Raw genomic sequence first — 25,070 nt, 5'->3', positions numbered from 1 at the left:
GACCTCGGATCATGCAGAAAAACGGTCCTTTCGCACTGGCGTTCAATCTGCTGGTGGTGGCCTTCGTGCTGGCGCCGCTGGTGATCGTGTGCCTGACCGCATTCACGCCCGGCTCGACGCTCACCCTCCCCACCACCGATTGGTCGCTGCGCTGGTTCAAGGCGGTGTTCGCGCACGCCGACTTCATGCAGGCCTTCCGCAACAGCCTGTGGCTGGCGTTCTGCTCGGCCAGCATCGCCTCGGTGCTGGCGGTGCCCGCGGCCATCGCCATCACGCGCTACCGCTTTCCCGGCCGCGATGCGCTGAATGGCCTGTTCCTGTCGCCGCTGATGATCCCGCACCTGGTGCTGGGCGTCGCGCTGCTGCGCTTCTTCGCCATGATGGGCCTGACCGGCAGCTTCGGCTGGCTGATGCTGGCGCACGTCATCGTCATCACGCCCTATGTGATGCGCCTGGTGATCGGCGCGCTGGTGGGCTTCGACCTGTCGGTGGAACACGCCGCGCAGTCGCTGGGCGCCAGCCGCGCCTCGGTCTTCATGAAGATCACGCTGCCGATGATCCTGCCCGGCGTGTCGGGTGGCTGGCTGCTGGCCTTCATCAACAGTTTCGACGAATTGACCATGTCGGTCTTCATCACCGCGCCCAGCACGGTGACGCTGCCCGTGCGCATGTACATGTACGCCACCGAATCCATCGACCCGATGATGGCGGCCGTCTCGGCCCTGGTCATCGCGCTGACGGCCGTCACCATGTTCGTGCTGGACCGGGTCTATGGCCTGGACCGCGTACTGATCGGCCAGAAGTAGCCATGCAGAACACCATCGATGCATCCCGCATCGAGCGACAGGCGGCGCCGCTCACGGCGTTGCGTGCCGAGCCCGACCGTCTCGTGAGCAACGCTGGAGTAAGCATGAAGAATCACAAAATGCCTTTGGGGAAGTGGATCGCCGGCGCGCTGATGCTCGCGGGCGCGGTGGCCGGTGCGCACGCGCAGCAGAAGACGCTGTACGTGGGCATGAACGGCGGCGACATGGAGCGCGCGTTCACGCAGCACGTGTTCCCGGCGTTCGAGAAAGCCAACAACGTGAAGATCGTAGTGGTGCCCGGCACCTCCACCGACGTCCTGGCCAAGGCGCAGGCCTACAAGGACAACCCGCAGATGCACGTGATGTTCCTGGACGACGGCGTGATGGCCCGCGCCATCTCGATGGGCCTGTGCCAGCAGATGACGGACGATCCGGTGTTCAAGGAGCTGTACCCCACCGCCGTCATGAAAGACCGCATGGCCGCAGGCATCGACGTGGGCATGACGGGCCTGGGCTACAACACGAAGATCTTCAAGGACAAGGGCTGGGCCCCGCCCACCTCGTGGATGGATCTGGCCGACCCGAAGTACAAGGGCAAGGTCGTGTTCCAGTCGGCCTCGGGCAGCACCTTCGGCCTGCACGCCTTCCTGATGTACAACCGCATCGAAGGCGGCGACGACAAGAATACCGAGCCCGGCTTCAAGAAGTGGTCCGGCACCATCGGCCCCAACGTGCTGGAGTACATCCCCAACTCGGCCAAACTGGCCGAGATGATCCAGGGTGGCGAGGCCGCCATCTTCCCGCTCACGCCCACCGCCATCGCGCGCCTGAAGAAGCGCGACATTCCCGTGGAATACGCCCAGCCCAAGGAGGGTTCGGTGATCCTGATGGTGGGCGAATGCGTGATCGCCAGGAACACCGAACCCGAACTGTCGCAAAAGCTGGCGCATTACCTGCTCTCGGCCGAGGCGCAATCGGCCGCGCTGGAGAACGGCGGCCACTTCCCGTCCAACCGCAAGGTGCAGGCCAGCGAACAGAACGCGGCGCTGCTCAAGCAGGTGCAGGGCTACATGGAGACCGCCAAGATCCTGGACTGGGAAGAGATCAACGCCACGCGGCCCGCCTTCAACGCGCGCTGGAACCGCACGGTGGAACGTTGATCCGGCGGATGTGCCGGTCCCGCCGGGCCGCGCGCCCGGCTTCTTTACCGACGAGGAATGCAGCATGAGCAGCACGACGCGCTTCGACTTCAACGGCAAGACCGCCATCGTCACCGGCGGCGCGCAAGGCATCGGCGCGGCCTGCGCGCGCCGCCTGGCGGAAGCGGGCGCCTCGGTCGCCCTCTGGGACGTGGACCGGAAGAACGGCCAGGCGCTGGCCGAGGAACTGGGCAGGCAGGCCCTGTTCGTGCCGTGCGACGTCAGCAGGAAGGTTGACGTGGATGCCGCGCTGGCCGCCACGCTGGCGCGCTTCGGCCGCGTGGACCATCTGGTGAACAACGCAGGCATCGTGCGGCCCGCGCCGTTCCTGGAGATCACCGAGGCCGATTGGGATCTGGTCATCGGCATCAACCTGAAGGGCGCCTTCCTGGTCGGCCAGGCCGTCGCCCGCGCCATGACGGCGCAAGGCGGCGGCGCCATCGTGCACATGAGCTCGGTGAACGCCGTCACCGCCATCCCCAGCATCGCGTCGTACAACGCCAGCAAGGGCGGCGTCGCCCAGCTGACGCGCGTGATGTCGCTGGCGCTGATCGACCAGGGCATCCGCGTCAACGCGGTGGCGCCGGGCACCATCGCCACCGAGCTGGCCCGGAACGCCGTGATGGCCGATGAAGCCAGCCGCAACCGCATCATGAGCCGCACGCCCATGCGCCGGCTCGGCGAGCCGGAAGAAGTGGCCGATGCCGTCGCCTACCTGCTGAGCGACGCGTCCAGCTACATCACCGGCGAGACGCTGTACGTCGACGGCGGCCGGCTGGCGCTGAACTACACCGTCTGATCATGCGCATCACGGTCAACTCGGGCGGCCCGCAGGCGCTGGAAGAATGGCGCGGGCATTTCCGCGCCTGCGATCCGGCCATCGAGGTCGTCGGCTGGGACGAAGCCCAGGGCGACCCCGCCGGCATCGTCTACGCGCTGGTCTGGGCGCCCGAAGCCGGCCGGCTGGCCGCGCTGCCCGACCTCAAGCTGGTCATCAGCGCGGGCGCCGGCGTGGACAACATCCTGGCCGATCCGCTGCTGCCGCCCGGGCTGCCCATCGCCCGCATGATCACCGACAGCACCGCGGGCGTGATGAGCGAATACGTGCTGACCGCCACGCTGATGCTGATCCGCCAGGCGCGGCGCATGGCGCTGAACCAGGCCGACCGGCGCTGGCAGACACTGGATGCACCGCCACGCATCGCCGAAGTGCGCGTCGGCGTGATGGGCCTGGGCCAGTTGGGCGCCCCGACCGCGCAACGGCTGGCCGGGATCGGCTTCCAGGTGGCGGGTTGGTCGCGCGGCCGCGCCGCGCTGCCGGGCGTGCAGGCGTATGCCGGCCCGGATGAACTGGCGGCCTTCCTGGCGCGCACCGACGTGCTGGTCTGCCTGCTGCCGTCCACCGATGCCACGCGTGGCATCCTGAATGCCGGCACGTTCGCCGGCCTGCCGCGCGGCGCCTGCGTGATCAACGCGGGCCGCGGCGATCACCTGCTGGTGCCGGACCTGCTGGCCGCGCTGGACAACGGCCAGTTGAACGGCGCGGTGCTGGACGTCTTCGACGTCGAACCGCTGCCCGCCGAATCACCCCTGTGGCAGCACCCTGGCATCACCGTCACGCCGCACTATGGCTCGACGCCCGACCGGCGCGAGCGCGCGCGCAAGGCCGCCGACATGATGCGACGCTGGGAACACGGCCTGCCGCTGCCGCAGCTGTACGACCGGCAGCGCGGCTACTGAATCCTTCCACCGTCCTCCCTGAACACATCCTTGCCCCCCTAGGATCGATATGAGCCGCATCATTCCTGACCCCATCTCGCTGCAGGCGGACACGCTTCCGCCGCAGACGGACGTCGTCGTCATCGGCGGCGGCATCGTGGGGATCTGCACGGCGCTGTACCTGAGCCGAAAGAACGTTCGTGTCGTGGTGTGCGAGAAAGGCCTGATCGGCGCGGAGCAATCCTCGCGCAACTGGGGATGGGTGCGCCAGATGGGCCGCGACGTCGCCGAGATTCCCCTGAGCATCGCCAGCCAGCAGCTGTGGCGCGACTTCCAGGCGCAGGGCATCGAGACGGGCTTTCGCCAGACCGGCATCGCCTACGTGTACCGCTCGGCGCGGGAAGAGGCGCTGTACCAGACCGCGCACGCCGAAGCCAACCAGTTCGGCGTGGACACGCGGCTGCTGGACAAGAGCGACCTCGCGCGCCAGGTGCCGGGCGCCTGCGCTGAATTCATGGGCGGCATGTATACGGCCAGCGATGGCCGCGCCGAGCCCTCGCTGGCCACGCCCGCCATCGCCCGCGCCGCGCAGGCGGCCGGCGCGCGCATCCTGGCGGGCTGCGCGGTGCGCGGGCTGATCCAGGAAGGCGGCCGCGCCACGGGCGTGGTGACCGAGCGCGGCGAGATCCGCTGCACGACGGTCGTGCTGGCCGGCGGCGCCTGGTCGCGCTTGTTCGCGCGCACGCTGGGCATCTCGCTGCCGCAGCTGAAGGTGCTGGGCAGCGTGGGCCGCGTGTCGGCCGTCGACGGCCCCACCGACATGCCGATCGGCGGCGACAATTTCTCGTATCGCCGCCGGCTGGACGGCACCTATACGATCTCGCTGCGCAACCGCACGATGGTGCCGCTGGCGCCCGACAACTTCCGTCTGTTCCGCGAGTACTGGTCGAGCTTCGCGCGCAACCGCAAGGAACTGCGGCTGAACGTGGGCAACCATTTCATCAGGGAATGGCAGACGCCCAAGACCTGGCAACTGGACGAGATCTCGCCCTTCGAGCGCGAGCGCATCCTGGACCCCAAGCCGTCGGAAGCCACCGTGCGCGAAGGGCTGGCGAACCTGGTGCAGGCCTTTCCGGCGTTCAGGAACGCCAAGCTGATCCAGACCTGGGGCGGCATGATCGACGTGACGCCGGATGCCGTGCCCATCATCGGACCGGCGGCGAAGATACCCGGCCTGTTCATCTCGACCGGCTTTTCCGGGCACGGATTCGGATTGGGGCCCGGCGCGGGATTGCTGACGGCGCAGATGGTGATGAACGACGTGCCGGTGGTGGATCCGAAGCCGTTCAGGTTGGAGCGGTTTGCGTAGTCGGACGGCGTCGCGCGGGTTCCCTTGCCGGCGGGACAGCGGGCACCGGGCCCGATGTCGCGCTGCATCGCCCCGCGCATTGGCGCCTCACCCCGCCCGGCCGTCGTCCTGGTACACCGCGAACTGCCGCAGTTGCGCCTCGCTGCGCGCCACTTCGCGCAGGCCCGCCTTGCCCGCCCCCGCCAGCAGCAGCGCGGCCAGCGCCTGCGCCACCGCCATCGCGGGCACCACGGAAGCGAACAGCGACGGCGTCGTGTTGGGCACCACGATGGATACCTTGGCCTGGGCCGCCACCGGAGACACCGCGCTGTCGGTCACGCCGACGATGCGCACCCCGAGTTCGCGCGCATGGGTGACGGCGGACACCGTGTCGCGCGCGTAAGGGTCGTAGCTGAACGCCACCAGCGCGTCCTGGCGGCCCGCGCCGCGCAGTTCGTCGGCGAAGATGCCGCCGATGCCGGACAGCAGCGTGGTGCCGTGGCGGAACATGCCGCACGCGTAGTTGAAGTAGAACGCGGCGGGAAACAGGCTGCGCAATCCCACCACATGGATGCGGCGCGCGTCGGCCAGCACGTCACGCGCCGCCTCCAGCGCCTGCAGGACCGCTGGGTCCTGCATCTGCCGCAGATTCTGCATGTCCGCCTCCAGCACGTCCCGCAGCAAGGCCTCGCCCTTGCCTGCGGCGCCGCGGCGTTGCAGGCCGGTCGCGCGGTCGGCAAAAGAGCCCTCCCCCTGCGCCACCCAGTCGCGGTACACCGCGCGCAGGGCGTCGTAACCGTCGAATCCCAACTGGCGCGCCAGACGGTTCATGGCGCTGGCGGGCAGGTCCGCATGGGCAGCCAACGCGCGCATGGAGTGCAGCGCGACGTCCTTGGGATGATCGATGATGTGCCGCGCGGCGCGTTGCAGCGCGGGCGGCAGGCTGGGGTACTGCGCTTCGATGAGCTGGTCGAGGCTACGCTTGTCCATCGGGAATCCTGGTAAAAAAGGCGCCCCCACGCCGCGCCTTCGGCTTGCTGCCCCCCGAAGGGGCGCAGCTTACTTCAGCGAACGCACCTCGGCGATGGCCGCATCCACGGCCTGCGCCAGGATGTCGAGGGCGGCATCCAGCTCGCTGGCCGTGGTGATGTACGGCGGCGCCAGCAGGATGTGGTCCCCGCGCTCGCCATCGATGGTGCCGCCGCCCGAATAACACAGCAATCCGCGCGACAGCGCGGCATCCTTGATGCGGGCATGCAACTGCGCACGCGGCTCGAACGCCGTGCCGTCTTCGCGGCTCGCCACGAATTCCACCGCCTGGAACAGCCCCCGGCCCCGCACGTCACCCACGTTGGGATGATCGCCGAGGCGCGCGCGCAGTTGCTGCTGCAGATACGCGCCCAACTCGGCCGAACGGCGCACCAGGCCATCGCGCTCGATCACGTTCTGCACCGCCAGCGATGCCGCGCACGCCACCGGATGGCCGACATACGTGTGTCCGTGCTGGAATGCCCCCGATCCGGCCGCGAAGGCCTGCGCGATGCGGTCCTGCGCGATCACGGCGGCGATCGGCTGGTAGCCGCCGCCCAGGCCTTTGGCCAGGCAAAGCAGGTCAGGCACGATCTGTTCGGCCTCGAACGCATGGAAGTATCCGGTGCGGCCCATCCCGCTCATCACCTCGTCGATGATCAGCAGCACGCCGTAGCGGTCGCACACCTCGCGAATCTTGCGGAAATAGCCCGGCACCGCACACACCGCGCCGGCCGTGGCGCCCACCACCGTCTCGGCGATGAAGGCCGACACCGAATCGGCGCCCAGTTCCAGGATGGTGTCCTCCAGCTCGCGCGCCAGGCGCGCGCCGTAGGCGTCGTCCGATTCGCCGTCCCGCTTGTAATGATGCGCGAAGCAGGGCGACACGTGGCGCGTGGGCACCAGCAGCGGCTGGAACAGCGCGCGGCGGCCGCGATGGCCGCCGATGCCCAGCGCCCCCAGCGTGTTGCCGTGATAGCTCTGCTGGCGCGCGATGTTGTAGCGCCGCTGGGGCTGGCCGCACTCGACGTGATATTGGCGCGCCATCTTCAGCGCCGTCTCCACGGCCTCGGAGCCCCCCGAAAGGAAATACACGTTGGACAGGCCCGCCGGCGAATGCTGCGCCAGGAAGTCGGCCAGTTGCTCCGCCGGTTCGGTGGTGAAGAAACTGGAGTGCGCGTACTCCAGCTTGCGCACCTGCGCCACCACGGCCTCGACCACTTCGGGATGGCCATGCCCCAGGCACGAGACCGCCGCCCCGCCCGAACCGTCGTAATAGCGCTTGCCCTGCTGGTCGAACAGGAAGCAGCCTTGGCCGCCCACGGCGGTGGCCAGCGATTTGCGGGGATTGCGGTGGATGATGTGGGTCATGGCGACTCCGGAAGGGAGGGGGCGGATCCAGTTAGAATCATATGATCTATTTTTACTACCAATGGATCATTCGATCAATTCCGGACCGCTTTTCCTCCGGCGGGAATCTGCACGCCGTCGCCGGACCCACGGCGGCGGCGCCGGAAATCAGGCCGGATTCCGGTTTGTCCGCATCTGCGGCCGCCACAGGCTGCGCGCCACGTCCACTACCAGGAACGCAATCAGACTCACGCCCATCACCGGCAGACACCATCCCAGCGCCGCCGCCACGATCACGGCCAGCACGCGCAACCCGCCGGACAGGCCCAGCCAGGCCTGCGCCAAGGTCAGCGCCCCCACGCCCGCCACGGGCCGCCGCAGCCACCACATGCGATAGCCCAGCACCACCATCACCGACAGCGCCGCGCCGATGGCCGCCATCAGCAACTGGTTGGGCCAGCCGAACAGGATGCCCATGTGCATGTCCACCCCCCAGCGGATCAGCTTGGCGATCAGCGGAAAAGTCTCGAAGTCGGCCCGGCTGGTGATGACGTAGCGATCGGGATCGATCACCACGGTGTCGACCTGCGTGGGCCAGGAGCGGTCCACCTCGCGCACCATCCAGCCCTGGCCGGCCGCGCGCGGCGGACGGATCTCCAGTTCATCCGAGTCGATGCCGCCGGCACGGGCCGACGCCAGCACGTGGTCGAAGCCCTCGGCCACCGGTGCGGCCGGCGCGGGCATCGCGCCCTGATCCTGCATGCCGTGATGGTGCGCATGCTCGCCCGCCATCGGCATGGCGCCTGCCGCCGCGCCCGGCAGCTTGAGCGCCACCGACGGCGTGATCCAGCCCAGTTGCGCACGCAGCAGATCCACCCGGCCGCCCGCCCAGTTCGACCAGGTCAGCCCGGTGGCCGACAGGAACAGCAATCCCACCGCCAGCCACAGGCCCAGCAGGCTGTGCCAGCGGCGCGTGCGCAGGCGCGGGCTGCGCGAAGCCATGACGGCACTGTTGCGCCGCCGCGAAACGAACCACAGCACCAGCCCGCCCAACGAGGCGATCCACATCCAGGACGCGGCCAGCTCGCTGTAGTTGCGGCCCAGCTCGCCCAGCATCAGGTTGCGGTGCAGATAATCCAGCGTGGTGCGAAACGGCAGCGAGCCGCTGGTGCCATAGACGATCATGTCGCCCTTGACGGCCAGCGTGACCGGATCGACGAACAGCGCGCGGCTCTCGGAATCGCCCAGGCCGGGCTGCGAGAACATCACGCGGGTCGTCGTGCCGGGCCGGGGCGCGGGACGCACCGCGAACAGCCTCGGCCCCGCGCCGATGCGGGCCTGCGCGGCCTCGACCTGGCGGGCCAGCGGCTGAGCCTGCCCGGTGCTGGCCGTGCGCAGTTGATCGGCATACAGCCAGGATTCGATCTGGGGCGTCAGGACGAATAGCGTGCCGGTGGCCGCGGCCACCAGGATGAACGGACCAACGAATAGTCCGATGTAGAAATGCAGACGGGTGATCAGCGCCAGCAAGGGGCTGCCAGCCGTGGGCCGCGCGCGCGCGGGCGCGGATTCCAGGGTTTGCGTGGACATGGATATCTCGGAAAACGGCAAGCGCCGCCCGGCATGGGGCAGCCTTCGTGCGCGCGATGGCGCGCACCCGATTACGGTGTCATCCGAACAGGACAGGTGGGGCGCGCTGCCCCAGCGGCGGACCGGCCGCGGGCATGGGCGGGGCCGGGCTGTCGGCGGGCGGAGGCAGTTGGGCACGGCCAGAGACCCGCATCGGCGCCACCCCCAGCGCCACCGGCGTATCCAGCGCCTGATGGGCGACCAGGCCGAAGGGACATTCCTGGCCCGCCGCGCTGGAGTGATCCGATCCGTGATCGTGCGATCCGTGGTCCAGCGCCGGGCTGCCCCGCGCCATCTCCATGCCGGGCATCTCCATGCCGGGCATCTCCATGCCGGGCATCTCCACGCGGACCATGACCGCGTGATCCATGCCGTGGTGCATTCCCGGCGTATGCGGCGGCGTATGCAGCGCCATCGGCAAGCCGCCCGCCGCCGCGCAGAACTCAAGCGCCAGGCGTCCTTCGCGCAGGGCCTGCACGTCGGGCATATAGCCCGCCGGCACCAGCGCGCGCAGCGTCAACGCGAACAGCAGCAAGCCGAACAGCAAAAGGCTCGGCCGGCGTGCAGGGGGAGGGACGCGGCGGGACATACGGGGAATTTTACGCGGCGGCGGCGGTACGGCCTTAGGGCTCCGATTCCGCATCAGCCAATCCGCCAGGCGGCCCCGGGCGCGGCCTAGGCTCGCCCGAACACCACGCGCCGGAAGAACCCGCCCAGCACCGCCTCGGTCAGCTCGCCGGTGACTTCCTGGGGATCGAAGGTATGGCTGAACATGACGCCTTCGCACAAGGCGACCAGCCCCAGGGCCAGTTCCTCGGGCGTCATGCCCAGGGGCGCGCCGGTACGCTGCATGAACTGCCGCGCATACTCGGCCACGCCCGCGCGCTTCTCGCGCGTGAAGGCCAGGAAGGCCCCGCGGAACTGGGGGTCGCGCGCCGCCAGCAGCTTGGCCTCGACCCACAGCAGAAAACAGTCGTCTTCCCGGTACAGCTGGCTGTAGAAGGCCACGATGCGCGACTCCAGGTCTTCGCGCGTGGCCTCGCCGTCGAAGATGGCCTGCATTTCACTGGTGTGGGCCTCGTGGTCGCGACGCAGCAGCTCCATCAGCATCTGGTACTTGTCGTCGAAATTCGAGTAGAACGCGCCGCGCGTGTAGCCGGCTTCCTCCGCGATGTCCTCGACGCTGCTGGCCGTGTAGCCCTTCGCGACGAACAGGCGCTGCCCCGCGTCCAACAGGCGCTGGCGCGTCTGGAGGCGGCTCTGTTCGCGCGTCAGTCGGACTTTTTCCATCGCGGCAGTGTAGCACTTCATGCCAATTCAGATTCATTATTGTATTTGAATACAGTATTGAATTAGAATTCCGCCCATTGCACTCTGCCGCGGTGCCGCATGCCGGCGCCGCTCCCACTCGCGTCGAGGTTTCCATGCCCGCTCCTGGTCCGCGCCCCACCGCGCGCTCGCCGATCTTCGTTCCGCGCGCCGCCGCGCTGCTCCTGTGCCTGGCGGCGCTGGGCGGCTGCGGCAAGAGCGAGGCCCCACCGCCCGCGCCGCGTCCCGTGGTCGCCGTGCCCGCCCAGCCCGATGCCCAGGCGCCGCGCATCACGCTGCCCGGCCAGGTCGAGGCGCGCTACAGCACGCAGCTGTCGTTCCGCGTCGGCGGCAAAATCATCGAACGCAAGGTGCGTCTGGGCGACGCCGTGAAGGCGGGACAGGCCGTGGCGCGCCTGGATCCCGCCGATGCCACCAAGAACGCCGCGGCCGCGCAGGCGCAATCGTCCGCGGCGCAGCACCAGTTGGAATTCGCGCGTCAGCAACTGACCCGCGACCGCGCCCAGGCCCGCGAACAACTGATCGCCGCCAGCCAGCTGGAGCAGACGCAGAACGCCTATGCCTCGGCCCTGGCCCAGCGCGACAGCGCCGCCCAGCAGGCCGCGCTGGCGAAGGACCAGCTCAACTACACCACCCTGGTCGCCGACCACGCGGGCGTCATCACCGCCGAACGCGCCGACACCGGCCAGAACGTGGCGGCGGGCGATCCCGTCTACAGCCTGGCCTGGGCCGGCGACGTCGACGTCACCGTCGACGTGCCCGAGAACATCCTGGCCGGCCTGCGTATCGGGCAGCGCGCCGTCGTCACGCTGCCCGCCGCGCCGGGCCGCACACTGCAAGCCACGCTGCGCGAACTGTCGCCGGCCGCCGATGCGCGCACCCGCACCTTCCGCGCCCGCTTCACCCTGCACGACGCCGGCGCCGAGGCCCGCCTGGGCATGACGGCCAACATCGCGCTGGACCAGGCCCAGGACAGCGCGGCCACGTACACGCTGCCCTCCACCGCCCTGTTCCACGATGGCCCCGAACCCGCCGTCTGGGTCGTGAAGGCAAACGAAGACGTACTGGAATTGCGCCGCGTCACCGTACAGCGCTTCAACGAGCGCACCGTCACGATCTCCGCGGGCATCGACAAGGACGAACGCATCGTGTGGCAAGGCGTGCACACCGTATCGGCTGGCGAAAAGGTCCGGCCCGTGCCGCCGCTGCATCCCGAGGATTTCGCATCATGAGCGCGCAGGATCGCGAAAACGGCGCCGGCGGGGATGACATGAACGCCCAGCAGGCACGCGCGGCCGCCGTGGCCCATGGCCACGCCGAGGAAGGCCGATTCAATCTTTCCGCCTGGGCGCTGCGGCACCAGTCGCTGGTGGTCTTCCTGATCGCGCTGGCCACGTTGTTCGGCGTGATGTCGTACTCGCGCCTGGCGCAGTCCGAAGACCCGCCCTTCACCTTCCGCGTGATGGTGATCCGCACCTTCTGGCCCGGCGCCACGGCGCAACAGGTGCAGTTGCAGGTCACCGACCGCATCGCCCGCAAGCTGCAGGAAACGCCCAACACGGATTTCATGCGCAGCTATTCGCGGCCCGGCGAATCGCTCGTGTTCTACACGATGAAAGACTCCGCGCCGGCCGCCGAAGTGGCCGAACAGTGGTATCAGATCCGCAAGAAGGTGGGCGACATCCAGGGCATGCTGCCGCGCGGCGTGCAGGGGCCGTTCTTCAACGACGAGTTCGGCGATGTCTACACCAACATCTACACGCTGGAAGGCGACGGCTTCTCGCCCGCCCAGCTGCGCGACTACGCCGATTCGCTGCGCACCGTGCTGCTGCGCGTGCCCGGCGTGGCCAAGGTGGATTACTTTGGCGAACAGCAGGAACGCATCTACATCGAGATTCCCAACGCGCAACTGGCACGGCTGGGGGTATCGCCCGACGTGATCGGGCGCGCCATCGACGCGCAGAACGGCGTGGCTTCGGGCGGCGTCATGACCACCGCCAACGACCGCGTCTTCGTGCGGCCCAGCGGGCAACTGGGCAACGCGCAGGCGCTGGCGGAAACGCTGATTCCCATCAACGGCCGTTCGGTGCGGCTGGGCGACATCGCCACCATCAAGCGCGGCTATCTCGATCCGCAGGAATCCGAGATGCGCGCCGGCGGCAAGCCGGTGCTGGGCATCGGCATCACCATGCAGCCGGGCCAGGACGTCGTCAAGCTGGGCAAATCGCTGGACACCACCGCAGCGGAACTGCGCGGCCACCTGCCCGCGGGCCTGACGCTCACGCAGGTGTCGAACATGCCGCAGGCGGTGTCGCATTCCGTCGACGAATTCCTGCGATCGGTGGCCGAGGCCGTCGGCATCGTGCTGCTGGTCAGCCTGGTCTCGCTGGGCGTGCGCACCGGCATCGTGGTCGTCATCTCCATTCCCATCGTGCTGGCGGTCACGGCGCTGTTCATGTCGATGTTCGACATCGGCCTGCACAAGGTCTCGCTGGGCACGCTGGTGCTGGCGCTGGGGCTGCTGGTGGACGACGCCATCATCGCCGTCGAGATGATGGCGGTGAAACTGGAGCAGGGCTGGAGCCGCGCGCGCGCCGCCGCCTTCGCCTACACCAGCACGGCATTCCCCATGCTGACGGGCACGCTGGTCACGGTGGCGGGCTTCCTGCCCATCGCACTGGCCAAGTCGGGCACGGGCGAGTACACGCGCTCGATCTTCCAGGTCTCGGCCATCGCGCTGATCGCCTCGTGGTTCGCGGCGGTGGTGCTGATTCCGCTGCTGGGCTATCGCCTGCTGCCCGAACGCAAGCGCGAGGCGCACCAGGCGGACGATCACGAACACGACATCTACGACACGCGCTTCTACCGCCGCCTGCGCACCTGGGTCGCGGCCTGCGTGCGGCGCCGCTATTGGGTGCTGGGCTTCACGGTCCTGTTGTTCGTGGGCGCCATGGCGGCGTTCAGCCAGGTGCCGCAACAGTTCTTCCCGAACTCCGACCGGCCGGAACTGCTGGTGGACCTGAGCCTGCAGGATGGCGCCTCCATCACGGCGACGAAGCAACAGGTCGAGCGCCTGGAAAAGGCCCTGCATGACCGGCCCGAGATCGACCACATGGTCAGCTTCGTGGGCACGGGCGCGCCGCGCTTCTACCTGCCGCTGGACCAGAAACTGCCGCAGGCCAATTTCGCGCAGTTCATCCTCACGGCCAAGTCGGTGGAAGAGCGCGACAAGCTGGCCCAGTGGCTGGGGCCGGTGCTGCGCGAACAGTTCCCGGCCGTGCGCACCCGCATGTCGCGCCTGGAGAACGGCCCGCCCGTGGGCTTTCCGGTGCAGTTCCGCGTCAGCGGCGACAGCATCGGCACGGTGCGCGGCATCGCCGAGAAACTGGCCAGCCAGATCCGCGCCGATGGCCGCACCACCAACGTGCAGTTCGACTGGGATGAACCCTCGGCCCGCTCGGTGCGCTTCGAGGTCGACCAGAACAAGGCGCGCGCGGTGGGCATCACCTCGACCGACGTGTCCGACTTCCTGGCCATGACACTGTCGGGCACCACCGTCACGCAATACCGCGAACGCGACCAGTTGATCAGCGTCGACCTGCGGGCGGCCAAGGAAGACCGCGTCGATCCCGCGCGCCTGGCCTCGCTGTCGGTTCCCACACCCAACGGCCCCGTGCCGCTGGGCAGCCTGGGCGCCGTGCGCAACGAACTGGAATACGCCGTGGTCTGGGAACGCGACCGCCAGCCCACCATCACTGTGCAGGCCGACGTGACGGGCAATGCGCAGGGCATCGACGTCACCCATGCCATCGACGCCAAGCTCGGCGAACTGCGCGCCGAACTGCCGGTGGGCTACCGCATCCAGATCGGCGGCTCGGTCGAGGAAAGCCAGAAGGGCCAGTCGTCCATCAACGACCAGATGCCGCTGATGGCCATCGTCGTGCTGACGCTGCTGATGATCCAGTTGCAAAGCTTCTCGCGGGTGATGATGGTGGTGCTGACCGCGCCGCTGGGCCTGATCGGCGTGGTGGTGGCGCTGCTGCTGTTCGACAAGCCGTTCGGCTTCGTCGCCATGCTGGGCGTCATCGCGATGTTCGGCATCATCATGCGCAACTCGGTGATTCTCGTGGACCAGATCGAGCAGGACATCGCGGGCGGCGCGCCGCGCGTGGACGCCATCGTGGGCGCCACCGCGCGGCGCTTCCGGCCCATCACCCTGACCGCCGCGGCCGCCGTGCTGGCGCTGATCCCGCTGTTGCGCAGCAACTTCTTCGGCCCCATGGCCACGGCGCTGATGGGCGGTATCACCAGCGCCACCGTCCTGACCCTGTTCTTCCTGCCGGCCCTGTATGCCGCCTGGTTCCGCGTGCGCAACGACGAACGCAACGAGCCGCCCGGCTCGGATGCCGGCCACCTGCGGGAAGGAGCCTGAGCCATGCACAGACTGAATCGCCTGTCGCGCGCCTGCGTTCCCGCCTTCGTGGCGCTGGCCCTGAGCGCCTGCGCGCTGGGTCCGGACGGCACGCCGCCGCAAACGCCCCAACCCGCGCAATACGGCGTGGCGGCCACGCCCGCGCAGACCGCCGCCGCGCAAGGCGTGGCGCAGCAGTTCGAGGCCGGCGCCCTGCCGGTCGCCGACTGGTGGACGCGCTACCGCTCGCCGCCGCTCGACGCCCTGGTGGCCGAAGGGCTGGCCAACAGCCCCGACCTGGCCGCCGCCGACAAGCGCCTGGCCGCCGCGCGCGAGCAGTTGCGCGCACAGGTCGGCGAGTCGCTGTTCCCCACGCTGGACGCCGGCGCGCAGACCGACCGCCAGCGCGCGCTGACCATGCCCGGCATCGAACCGCCCACCGCGCTGTACAACACCTTCGTCGGGCAACTGCGCGCGCAATACACCTTCGACCTGTTCGGCGCGGCGCGCTACGCCAACGCCTCGCTGGCCGAGCGCGTGAACCAGCAGGCCTATGAACGGGAAGCGGCGCGGCGCGCGCTGGCCTCGAACATCGTCACCGGCGCCATCAACGCCGCGGCGCTGCGCGTACAGGTCGAACTGACGCAGCGGCAGGCCGTGCTGGCCCGCGACGTGGCGCGCGATGCGCAGCGCCGCTTCGAACTGGGCTCGGCCTCGCAGCAGGAGGCGCTGGACGCCGACCAGAACGCGGCCGATGTCGAGGCCAGCCTGCCCGGCCTGCGCAGCCAGTGGCAGGCCATGCGGCACGCGCTGGCCGTGTTGCTGGGCCGCACGCCCGACCAGGCGCCACCCGACCTGGACTTCGACAGCCTGAGCGTGCCGCAGCGCATCCCCGTCAGCGTGCCCTCCACGCTGCTGGCCCACCGGCCCGACATCCGCGCCGCGGACGCGACCTTGCGCGCGGCGGCCGCCGACGTCGGCGCGGCCACGGCGCAATTGCTGCCCAGCCTGTCGATCTCGGCCTCGCTGGGACGCGGCGGCTTCAACTGGTCGGACGCACTGGCGGCGGGAACCGGTTCGATCTGGAGCCTGGGCGCCTCGCTTACCCAGCCGATCTTCCATGGCGGCGCGCTGATGGCGCAACGCCGTGCCGCGCAGCGTTCCTACGAAGCGGCGGGCGAGCAGTACAAGCAGACCGTGCTGACCGCGTTCCGCAACGTGGCCGACACGCTGGCCGCCCTGGAAGCCGACAACGAAGCGCTGGCCGCCGCCGAACGCGCGCGCCAGGCCGCCGAGACGTCGTACGGCAACACGTCCAGGCGCGTCTCGCTGGGCGCGCTGCCCGGCTACCAGGGCCGCGCCGCCGAGCAGCACTTCCTGCAGGCGCGCCTGCGCGAAGTGCGCTACGCCACCGACCGCATGAACGACACGGCCGCGCTGTTCCACGCCATGGGCGGCGGGCCGGCCCTGGCCGAGCCTGTGGATAACAACAAGTAGAGAAAGGGCGGCGCCCCTTGCAAGGCGCCGCCCTCGAACTGCGTCGGAACGGAAAACGTCAAGCGCGGCCGCTGCGCCCATCCAGGCTCAGCGCGCCGCCCCCGAAGGCAACAATCTGCAGCAGCCCGCCCGTAATCATCAGGTTCTTGATGAAATTGATGAACTGCCCCTGGTTGCCCAGATCGTTGTGAAAGAACACCGCCGTGGCCAGCGTGAACAGCGCCATCACCAGCGCCACCGGGCGCACGCGCCAGCCCAGGATCAGCAAGGCGGCGAACACGACTTCGATCAGCACGGCCACGGCCCAACCCACCGCGGGCAGGGGCAGGCCGGCCGACGCGATGTAGCCCACCGTGCCGGAATAGTTGCCCAGCTTCGAGAAGCCGGTGATCAGGAACGGCACGCCGATCAGCAGGCGGCCGGCGAGCGGAAGAAAGCGTTGGGAGGCAGACATGGCGAATCCTTGCTTGAAAAGTGATGGACGGGCTTGGCGCGCGGCTGTCGCCGGATCGGCGTGGCCTTTGTTCCATGAGTGCGACATTCGCACCCTGAAACCCAGTAAATGGAACAGGGCGACAGAATACGAGCGCGTCCCGCCCTGGATAAGCGGTATCCCGGTGAACGCATCATTGTCGAAAACAGGACAATCGCCCGCAGAACTTCTCAGGCGTTCAGGCCTCGCTGCACCGTCGAGAGCTCGCGCCGGAAAGCCGGCCGCAGCCGGTAGACCTGGGCCGGCCGGTGCGCGGCGCCGGTCAACAGTTCGCCTTCCACCGGCTCCAGCATGCCCAGCTCTTCCACCTTGCGGCGGAAGCTGACCTTGTTGATGGGCTCGCCCAATACCGCCTCGTACACGGCCTGCAACTGCGGCAGCGTGATGCGCTCGCCGCACAGGTAGACGGGTAGCGACGAATACTGGCTCTTGGCGCGCACCCGCGACACGGCCAGTTGCACGATCTCCGCGTGGTCGAACGGCAGTTGCGGCAGATCGGCCACCGGCACGACCGACAGGCCCTCGCCGTCGTCCGGCACCAGAGCATCGGGCACCAGTGCGTAATAGACCACCGACAGCGACCAGCCACGCGGATCGCGCTGTCTGCCGGAGTACGTGGCCAACTGCTCCAGGTACGGGCTGACGATGCCCGTCTTCTCGCGCAGCATGCGCGCCGCCGCGTCCCAGGCCGTGGCGTCTTCCTGGGGATGGATATAGCCGCCCGGCAGCGCCGGCACCCCCGCATGGGGCTCGCCGCGGCGCTTGAGCAGCACCACGTGCAGGGCATGGTCCCGCAACGTCAGCAGCACCACGTCCACCGTACAGATGATGGCGGCGTGCGCAGCGGCGGAAGCGGTGGGCGACTCGGCGGACGAAGGGGCGGTGGTCATGGCGCAATAGTTTGTTCAGGCGAGCAACGAAGAAGGGTATCAACGCGGACAGGCGGTGTCACGGCATCGCCGACTTAGTTGCACAATTAATCTAAGATAGGTAAAGTGAATCCCATATCGACGCAGCCGGAGAACGACATGACCGCATCCATCCAGCTTCTGATCATCGACCCGCAGAACGATTTCTGCGATTTGCCCGCCGCCTGGCAGCCCGCCGATCCCGTTGGCGGCGCTCCGCTGGCGCCCAGCCTGCCCGTCCAGGGCGCGCACGCCGACATGCTGCGCGTGGCCGACATCGTGCGGGCAGGGCGGGATGCCCTGTCGGCCATCACCGTCACGCTCGACACGCACCACCGCGTCGACATCGCGCACCCCGCCTTCTGGCGGCGCCAGGACGGCCAGCCGGTTACGCCGTTCACGGCCATCACCGCGGCCGACCTGCGCGCGGGCCGCTACCAGCCCCGCGACCCCGCCGCCCTGCCACGCGCCCAGGCCTACGTGGACGCCCTGGAGGCGCGCGGCCGCTACACGCTGATGGTGTGGCCGGTGCACTGCCAGATCGGCTGCTGGGGGCACAACGTGCATGCCGCCGTGCAGGCCGCCTGCTCGGCCTGGGAAGAAGCCCGGCTGCAGCCTGTGCAGTACGTGAACAAGGGCATCAACCCCTGGACCGAACACTACAGCGCCCTGCAGGCCGAGGTGCCCGATGACGCGGACGCCGGCACGCAACTGAACCGCGCCTTGCTGGCCCGCCTGGATGAGGCCGGCACGTTGCTGGTGGCAGGCGAAGCCAGCAGCCACTGCGTGCGGGCCACCGTGGAAGACCTGATCGATAACCTGCCCGGCGGCCGTCCGGAACGCGTCGTGCTGTTGTCCGACTGCATGAGTCCCGTGGGCGGCTTCGAGGACCAGGCCCGGGCTTTCCTGGCCGATATGCAATCCCGTGGCGTGAAGCTGGCCAACAGCGCCGACGTGCTGGCGCAACTGCGCGGGGCCGACTGAACGAGGCAACGAGAAAAGCCCGGCGGCAAGACAAGGAGTACCAGCCATGCAACCCGTCATACAAAGCCTGCTCGACACCGATCTGTACAAGTTCACCATGTGGCAGGCCATGCTGCACCGGCACCCGGCCACGCAGGCGGAATACACCTTCGTGTGCCGCAACCGGCCGGCCTATCCCATCGCCGAACTGGCGCGGGACGTGCAGCGCGAACTCGAACACCTGTGCAGCCTGTCCTTCCAGCCCGATGAACTGGCCTACCTGAGCGAACTGCGCTACATCAAGTCCGACTTCATCGACTTCCTGCGCATCTTCCGCTTCCAGCGGTCCTTCATCGACGTGCGCGCCAACGGCGATGACCTGCGCATCGTGGCGCGCGGCCCGCAGGTGCACATCATGGGATTCGAGATCCCGGTGCTGGCCATCGTCAACGAACTGTACTTCCGCCGCTTCGACACGGCGCAGGCGCTTGCCGAAGGCACGCGGCGGTTGGACGCCAAGATCAAGCAGTTCCAGGCCTTCGCCGACGAAGCGCCGCGCGCGCACCCGTTCGAGTTCTTCGACTTCGGCCTGCGCCGCCGCTACAGCGGCGCCTGGCAACGCCAGGTGGTGGCGCGGCTGCAGGCCGAGCTGCCCCGCTATTTCAAGGGCACGTCGAACGTGCTGCTGGCCAAGGACCTGGGGCTGGTGCCCATCGGCACCATGGCGCACGAATATCTCCAGACCTTCCAGGCGCTGGGCGTGCGGCTGCGCGATTTCCAGAAGACCGCGCTGGAGGAATGGGTGCAGGAATACCGCGGCGACCTGGGCATCGCGCTGACCGACGTGGTGGGCATGAATGCCTTCCTGGCCGACTTCGACCTGTACTTCGCCAAGCTGTTCGACGGCTTGCGGCACGACTCGGGCGACCCCGCCGAATGGGGCGAGAAGGCCCTGGCGCACTACGCCAGGCTGCGCATCAACGCGCACGCCAAGCGGCTGGTATTCTCGGACGGCCTGGATGTCTCGCGCGCCCTGGCGCTGTACCGGCAGTTCGGCGACCGCACGCAGCTGGGCTTCGGCATCGGCACGCACCTGAGCAACGACGTGGGCCTGACGCCGCTGAACATCGTGATGAAGCTCACCTCGGCCAACGGGCAATCGGTGGCCAAGCTGTCGGACACGCCGGGCAAGACCCTGTGCAACGACGAAACCTTCCTGGCGTACCTGCGCCAGGTCTTCCAGGTCGGGAGCCCCGCATGATCGCACTGACATTGGCGCAACTGAACTACACGGTCGGCGACGTCGCCGGCAACGTCGAGCGCATGACCGCCGCCGCGCGCCGCGCAGCGCAGGACGGCTCGCAGATGGTGGTGTTCTCCGAACTGTCGCTCACCGGCTATTACCCCGGCGACATGCTGGACGAAACGCCTTTCAAGGCAAAGGTCGAGGCGGGCGTGCAGGCGCTGCTCGCGGCCTCGCGCGAGTTCCCCGGCCTGGCCTGGGTGGTGGGCGCGCCCCTTGCCCGTACCCGCCCCGGCAAGGCCTGGCACAACGGCCTGCTGGTGGTGCGCGATGGCGAAGTGCTGCTGCGCTACGCCAAGCAGCTTCTGCCCACCTACAACATCTTCGATGAACACCGCCACTTCGAGCCCGGCCCCGACATCGCGCCCGTACTGCAGATCGGCGACGCGCGCGTCGGCTTCATGATCTGCGAGGACGGCTGGAACGATCGCGGCGCCGACTACGAAGTGAACCCGTTCCGGCGCCTGCAGGAAGCCTCGCCAGACTTCGTGGTGTCCATCAACGCCAGTCCCTCCGAGATCGGCAAGCGCGAGCTGCGCCACAAGGTGTTCGCGGACGCCAGCGCCCAGCACCGCCTGCCGCTGTTGTACGTGAACCAGATCGGCGGCCAGGACCAGATCGTCTTCGACGGCGCCTCGTTCGCGGTGCAGCCGGTGCAAGGCGTGGTCTTCGAGACGCACCGCTTCGAGGAGGACGTGGCCACGCTGCGCTTCGATGGTGGGCGCTTTCTTACCGCGCAGGGCGGCACGCCGCCCCGCGTCGATCCGCAGGGCCTGCCCACGATGGCCTTCTATCGCGCGCAAATCGTGCTGGGCCTGCGCGACTACGCGCGGCGCTGCGGCTTTCGCCAGGTGGTGGTGGGCTCGTCGGGCGGCATCGACAGCGCGTTGACGCTGGCGCTGGCCGTCGAGGCCCTGGGGGCCGAGAACGTGGCCGCCGTCACCATGCCGTCGAAGTATTCTTCTTCGGGATCGGTGGACGACTCGGTCGCGCTGTGCCACAACCTGGGCATCATGCTGTACACGCATCCCATCGCCGAGGCCGTGGACGTGTATGCGCGGCAATTCGAGGCCAGCTTCGCGCATCCCTTGCAGGGCCTGCCGCTGGAGAACCTGCAGGCGCGCATCCGCGGCACCGTCCTGATGGAGTATTCCAACACCTTCGGCCACCTGTTGCTGACCACCGGCAACAAGTCGGAACTGTCGGTGGGCTATTGCACGCTGTATGGCGATACCAACGGCGGTCTGGGCCTGCTGGGCGATCTGTACAAGACCGAGGTGTTCGCGCTGTCGCGCCACCTGAACGAGGCTGCCGGCCGCGAGATGATTCCCGTGGCGATCATCGACAAGCCGCCCTCGGCCGAACTGGCGCCCGACCAGAAAGACACCGACAGCCTGCCGCCCTACGAGGTGCTCGACGAGATCCTGCGCTTCGTGATCGAGGCGGAGCGGCTGGCGCCCGACGAGTACCGGCAGGCGCGCGACTTCGTCGAGCACCTGCGCGGCACGCCCGATGGCAAGACGCTGATCGACCGCGTGCGCCGCATGGTGGCGCGCAACGAGTACAAGCGCCGCCAGGCCCCGCCCATGATCCGCGTGCGCGCCAAGGCCTTCGGCGCGGGCCGCCAGATGCCCATCGCCGCCCAATACGACTGACGAGATCCGACGCCATGACCGAACAAGCACGACCCGACATCGCCGTCTACATTGGCCGCTTCCAACCCTTCCACAACGGTCACCTGGCCCTGCTTCGGCAAGCGCTGACGCTGGCAGGCCAGGTCATCGTCGTCATCGGCTCGGCGCACCAGGCACGCACGCCCAGGAATCCCTTCACCTGGCAGGAACGCGCGGACATCATCCGCCTGGCGCTGCCCGAGGCGGACCGCGCTCGCGTGCATTTCCTGCCGACGCGCGACTACTACGACGAAGCGCGCTGGGTGCAGGCCGTGCACACGGGCGTAGCAGACCTGGGCAAGCAACTGGGCCGGCCGGCCAAACCTTCCATCGCGCTGATCGGCCATTTCAAGGATGCCACCAGCGGCTATCTCGGCCGTTTTCCCGGCTGGACGCTGCACGCCGTGGAGCGCACCGATCCGGTCGACGCGGTACATATCCGCGACGCGCTTTTCGGGGCCTCGGGCCATGGGCTGGAAGCCGCCCTGGCCGCGTTGCAACCGGTCGCGCCCGTCACCACGCTCGACTTCCTGCGCGCGTGGGCCGCGCTGCCTTTCTATCCCGCGTTGGCGCGTGAATGGCAGATGCTGCGCAAATACAAGCAGGCCTGGGCCGCGGCGCCGTATCCGCCGGTGTTCGTCACGGTGGACAGCATCGTGCGCTGCGGCGACCGCGTGCTGTTGATCAAGCGCGGCCAACCTCCAGGCGTGGGTTTGTATGCCGTGCCGGGGGGATTCATCGAGCAGCGCGAGACGGCGTATCAATCCGCGCTGCGCGAGCTGCGGGAAGAAACCACGCTGGGGCTGCTGGAACCCAGCATGCAGGCCGCGCTGAAAGACCAGGCCGTGTTCGACCACCCGGACCGCAGCCAGCGCGGCCGCGTGATTTCACACGCGTTCTATTTCGACCTGGGCGACCGCGCCTTGCCGGACGTGCAGGCCGATGACGATGCACAACTGGCGCAGTGGGTGCCGATCGCGGACCTGGCCGGCATGGAGGATCGGTTCCACGACGACCACTTCCACATGCTGGATCACTTCCTGGGCATTACGGATTAGGGCCCCCCCCACGCCGCGCCTTCGGCTTGCTGCCCCTCAAGGGGGCGCCTTTTGCCTTGGGGCGGCCCAGCGGCAAAGGAGGCCCCCACGCCGCGCCTTCGGCTTGCTGCCCCCCAAGGGGGCGCCTTTTGCCTTGGGGCGGCCCGGCGGCAAAAGGAGGCCCCCACGCCGCGGCATCTCCCAGCAAAAAAATGGCCCGGGGCGTGCATGCAACACGTACCCGAGCCAGGAGCCAACTGCAAAACTGCTTGTTTCTTCTATGCCTTCGCGGGGCGGGTCAATCTGCGTCGACGAATGCCTCTTCACGCTTCTTGCGCAAGGCCGGCAGCGCCACCAGCACCAGCAGCACGGCGGCCGCGCCCAGCAGCGACGCCGACAGGGGCCGCGTGACGAAGCTGGAGAAATCGCCACGCGACAGCAGCAGGGCACGGCGGAAGTTCTCTTCCATCATGGGGCCCAGCACCAGGCCCAGCAGCAGCGGCGCACCTTCGCAGCCCAGCTTGCTCCACAGGTAGCCGACAATGCCGAAGGCGGCGAACATGAAGATGTCGAAGGTGTTGTAGTTCAGCGAGTACACGCCGATCGTGCAGAACACCAGGATGGCCGGGAACAGCATGCGGTAGGGCACTTTCAGCAGCTTCACCCAGATGCCCACCAGCGGCAGGTTCAGCACCACCAGCATCAGGTTGCCGATCCACATCGAGGCGATCAGCCCCCAGAACAGCTCGGGGTGGCTGCTCATCACCTGCGGACCCGGCTGGATGTTGTGGATGGTCATCGCGCCCACCATCAGCGCCATCACCGCATTGCCCGGAATGCCCAGCGTCAGCAGCGGGATGAAGGACGTTTGGGCACCCGCGTTGTTGGCCGATTCGGGGCCCGCCAGGCCCGCCGGATGGCCCTTGCCGAAACGCTCGGGGTTCTTGGAGATCTTCTTCTCCAGCGTGTACGACGCGAACGCCGACAGCACCGACCCGCCGCCCGGCAGGATGCCCAGCGCCGATCCCAGCGCCGTGCCGCGCAGGATGGCGGGCGCGGCTTCGCGGATTTCCTGCCTGCTGGGATACAGCGAACCCATCTTGTCCGAGATCTCGACGCGCTGTTCCTTCAGTTCCAGGTTGGCCATGATCTCGGCCAGGCCGAACACGCCCATCGCCACCACGGCGAAGTCGATGCCGTCCTGCAGTTCGGGAATGCCGAAGTCATAGCGCGCCACGCCCGAGTTCACGTCGGTGCCCACCATGCCCAGCAACAGGCCCAGCAGGATCATGCAGATCGCCTTGGGCAGCGAACCCGAGGCCAGCACCACCGCGCCGATCAGGCCCAGCACCATCAGCGAGAAGTACTCGGCGGGACCGAACGCGAACGCCACTTCCGCCAAGGGCGGCGCAAAGGCCGCCAGCAACAGCGTCGCCACACTGCCCGCAAAAAACGACCCGACCGCCGCCAGCGACAGCGCCGCGCCGGCGCGGCCATTGCGCGCCATCTGGTGGCCGTCCAGCACCGTCACCACCGCGGAGGTCTCGCCCGGCAGGTTGACCAGGATGGCCGTGGTGGAGCCGCCGTACTGCGTGCCGTAGTAGATGCCCGCCAGCATGATCAGGCCGGCCACGGGCGGCAGCACATACGTGATGGGCAGCAGCATCGCGATCGTGGGCACGGGGCCAAGCCCCGGCAGCACGCCCACCAGCGTGCCCAGCAGGCAGCCCAGGAAGGCATAGAGCAGGTTCTCGGGCGTGACCGCCACGGAGAACCCGAGCATCAGGTGATCCATCAATTCCATGTCTCGCTCCTCAGTTGCTCAGCACGCTCGGCCAGAGCGGAAAGATCAGGCCCAGCCCGCGGATGAACGCGACGTACGAGAACAGGACCAGGAAGAGGCCATTGGCCACGGCGACCTTCCAGTTGAACTCGTGGCTGGCATAACTGCTGACCACCACGAGCAGGAACACGGACAGGTACAGCCCGAGAGGCTGCAGCACCACGCCGTACAGGATGACGGAGCCGACCACCAGGGCCAGGATGCGGAAGTCGAAGCGGGAAACGGATGTCTCCGTCGCCTTCTTCGCCAACGCCCCCACCGCGACGACAGCGCCCATGAGCGCCAGCACGATGCCCAGCCAGAAAGGGAAATAGCCCGGGCCCATGCGCGCCGCCGTGCCCATGCTGTATTGGGTGGCCTGCAGCGAGAACCCACAGCCCAGGCCGACGAACATCACGCCCGACCAAAAGTCTTGTCTGTTTCTTATCAAACCGCTGTCTCCATGGATGGGGCGCGCCGGTAAACCGCCGGGCGGACCAAGCCGGAACACGCACTACGCCGTATCACTCTAGCTTTCAACGGCCTTAACGCCA

Annotated in this window: 21 protein-coding genes; 12 read left to right on the top strand and 9 right to left on the bottom strand. The window is 68.3% G+C overall.

The features are described 5' to 3' along the window. Positions 1–11 precede the first annotated feature (11 nt). The 5 genes from A7W11_RS08165 to A7W11_RS08145 all read left to right on the top strand — a co-directional run bounded on the left by A7W11_RS08165 (position 12) and on the right by A7W11_RS08145 (position 5,093). Positions 12–806, top strand: coding sequence for an ABC transporter permease (locus A7W11_RS08165; RefSeq protein WP_066124039.1), 795 nt, complete (start codon positions 12–14; stop codon positions 804–806). 104 nt (positions 807–910) lie between these two features. Next, on the top strand, positions 911–1,966 hold the full coding sequence (locus A7W11_RS08160) for an ABC transporter substrate-binding protein (protein ID WP_066413642.1): 1,056 nt from the start codon (positions 911–913) through the stop codon (positions 1,964–1,966). Between the two features lie 64 nt (positions 1,967–2,030). Continuing rightward, a complete protein-coding gene (locus A7W11_RS08155) occupies positions 2,031–2,804 on the top strand; it encodes an SDR family NAD(P)-dependent oxidoreductase (protein ID WP_066410526.1) in 774 nt (257 codons plus the stop codon). 2 nt (positions 2,805–2,806) lie between these two features. Next, positions 2,807–3,745 carry a 2-hydroxyacid dehydrogenase gene (locus A7W11_RS08150; protein WP_066410525.1) on the top strand — a complete coding sequence of 313 codons (939 nt, stop codon included), beginning with the start codon at positions 2,807–2,809 and terminating at the stop codon, positions 3,743–3,745. Between the two features lie 49 nt (positions 3,746–3,794). Next, positions 3,795–5,093, top strand: a complete 1,299-nt coding sequence (locus A7W11_RS08145) for an NAD(P)/FAD-dependent oxidoreductase (RefSeq protein ID WP_066410524.1) — start codon at positions 3,795–3,797, stop codon at positions 5,091–5,093. 87 nt (positions 5,094–5,180) lie between these two features. Here the strand turns inward: A7W11_RS08145 and A7W11_RS08140 are convergent, their stop codons facing one another. The 5 genes from A7W11_RS08140 to A7W11_RS08120 form a co-directional block, all read right to left on the bottom strand. After that, positions 5,181–6,062, bottom strand: a complete 882-nt coding sequence (locus tag A7W11_RS08140) for a MurR/RpiR family transcriptional regulator (RefSeq protein ID WP_066410523.1) — start codon at positions 6,060–6,062, stop codon at positions 5,181–5,183. Positions 6,063–6,131: 69 nt separating this feature from the next. Continuing rightward, complete coding sequence (locus A7W11_RS08135; protein ID WP_066410522.1) at positions 6,132–7,472, bottom strand: aspartate aminotransferase family protein; 1,341 nt, start codon at positions 7,470–7,472, stop codon at positions 6,132–6,134. Between the two features lie 147 nt (positions 7,473–7,619). Next, complete coding sequence (locus tag A7W11_RS08130) at positions 7,620–9,041, bottom strand: PepSY-associated TM helix domain-containing protein (protein WP_066410521.1); 1,422 nt, start codon at positions 9,039–9,041, stop codon at positions 7,620–7,622. Between the two features lie 79 nt (positions 9,042–9,120). Beyond that, the gene (locus A7W11_RS28710; protein WP_066410520.1) at positions 9,121–9,627 is read right to left on the bottom strand and encodes a hypothetical protein; all 507 of its coding nucleotides are present in this window, start codon (positions 9,625–9,627) and stop codon (positions 9,121–9,123) included. Between the two features lie 128 nt (positions 9,628–9,755). Beyond that, the gene (locus A7W11_RS08120) at positions 9,756–10,370 is read right to left on the bottom strand and encodes a TetR/AcrR family transcriptional regulator (RefSeq protein ID WP_066413641.1); all 615 of its coding nucleotides are present in this window, start codon (positions 10,368–10,370) and stop codon (positions 9,756–9,758) included. 134 nt (positions 10,371–10,504) lie between these two features. Here A7W11_RS08120 and A7W11_RS08115 point away from each other — a divergent pair, with 134 nt between their 5' ends. From A7W11_RS08115 to A7W11_RS08105, 3 genes are read left to right on the top strand one after another with little or no spacing between them, the layout of a single operon-like run. Continuing rightward, positions 10,505–11,641, top strand: coding sequence for an efflux RND transporter periplasmic adaptor subunit (locus tag A7W11_RS08115; protein ID WP_066410519.1), 1,137 nt, complete (start codon positions 10,505–10,507; stop codon positions 11,639–11,641). A gap of 38 nt (positions 11,642–11,679) precedes the next feature. Continuing rightward, entirely contained in the window at positions 11,680–14,841 is a 3,162-nt protein-coding gene (locus A7W11_RS08110) for an efflux RND transporter permease subunit (RefSeq protein ID WP_066413639.1), read from the top strand. 3 nt (positions 14,842–14,844) lie between these two features. Further along, positions 14,845–16,317, top strand: a complete 1,473-nt coding sequence (locus tag A7W11_RS08105) for an efflux transporter outer membrane subunit (RefSeq protein WP_066410518.1) — start codon at positions 14,845–14,847, stop codon at positions 16,315–16,317. 58 nt (positions 16,318–16,375) lie between these two features. Here the strand turns inward: A7W11_RS08105 and A7W11_RS08100 are convergent, their stop codons facing one another. Both A7W11_RS08100 and A7W11_RS08095 read right to left on the bottom strand, forming a co-directional pair. Beyond that, on the bottom strand, positions 16,376–16,771 hold the full coding sequence (locus A7W11_RS08100; protein ID WP_066410517.1) for a DoxX family protein: 396 nt from the start codon (positions 16,769–16,771) through the stop codon (positions 16,376–16,378). 209 nt (positions 16,772–16,980) lie between these two features. Next, positions 16,981–17,700 (bottom strand): NUDIX hydrolase, encoded by a 720-nt coding sequence (locus A7W11_RS08095; RefSeq protein ID WP_066410516.1) that lies wholly within the window; start codon positions 17,698–17,700, stop codon positions 16,981–16,983. 138 nt (positions 17,701–17,838) lie between these two features. On the opposite strand from A7W11_RS08095, the gene A7W11_RS08090 reads away from it, so the two are divergent. From A7W11_RS08090 to A7W11_RS08075, 4 genes are read left to right on the top strand one after another with little or no spacing between them, the layout of a single operon-like run. Continuing rightward, a complete protein-coding gene (locus tag A7W11_RS08090) occupies positions 17,839–18,702 on the top strand; it encodes a cysteine hydrolase family protein (protein ID WP_066410515.1) in 864 nt (287 codons plus the stop codon). A 46-nt stretch (positions 18,703–18,748) separates the two neighbouring features. After that, the gene (gene pncB / locus A7W11_RS08085) at positions 18,749–19,942 is read left to right on the top strand and encodes a nicotinate phosphoribosyltransferase (protein ID WP_066410514.1); all 1,194 of its coding nucleotides are present in this window, start codon (positions 18,749–18,751) and stop codon (positions 19,940–19,942) included. Next, positions 19,939–21,639, top strand: a complete 1,701-nt coding sequence (locus A7W11_RS08080; RefSeq protein ID WP_066410513.1) for an NAD+ synthase — start codon at positions 19,939–19,941, stop codon at positions 21,637–21,639. Before pncB ends, A7W11_RS08080 begins: the two co-directional genes overlap by 4 nt. A gap of 14 nt (positions 21,640–21,653) precedes the next feature. Next, positions 21,654–22,715 (top strand): bifunctional nicotinamide-nucleotide adenylyltransferase/Nudix hydroxylase, encoded by a 1,062-nt coding sequence (locus A7W11_RS08075; RefSeq protein WP_066410512.1) that lies wholly within the window; start codon positions 21,654–21,656, stop codon positions 22,713–22,715. A gap of 277 nt (positions 22,716–22,992) precedes the next feature. On the opposite strand, the gene A7W11_RS08070 is transcribed toward A7W11_RS08075, so the two are convergent. Then, positions 22,993–24,498: a tripartite tricarboxylate transporter permease gene (locus A7W11_RS08070; protein WP_066410511.1), complete on the bottom strand. Its 1,506-nt coding sequence runs from the start codon at positions 24,496–24,498 to the stop codon at positions 22,993–22,995. Positions 24,499–24,508: 10 nt separating this feature from the next. Continuing rightward, on the bottom strand, positions 24,509–24,931 hold the full coding sequence (locus A7W11_RS08065) for a tripartite tricarboxylate transporter TctB family protein (protein ID WP_066410510.1): 423 nt from the start codon (positions 24,929–24,931) through the stop codon (positions 24,509–24,511). Positions 24,932–25,070 lie beyond the last annotated feature (139 nt).

The organism is Bordetella ansorpii (genome assembly GCF_900078315.1).
GTDB classification, from domain to species: Bacteria; Pseudomonadota; Gammaproteobacteria; order Burkholderiales; family Burkholderiaceae_B; genus Bordetella; species Bordetella ansorpii.
Note: the sequence above shows the minus strand (reverse complement) of the source record. Positions and strands in the feature narration are given on the sequence as shown.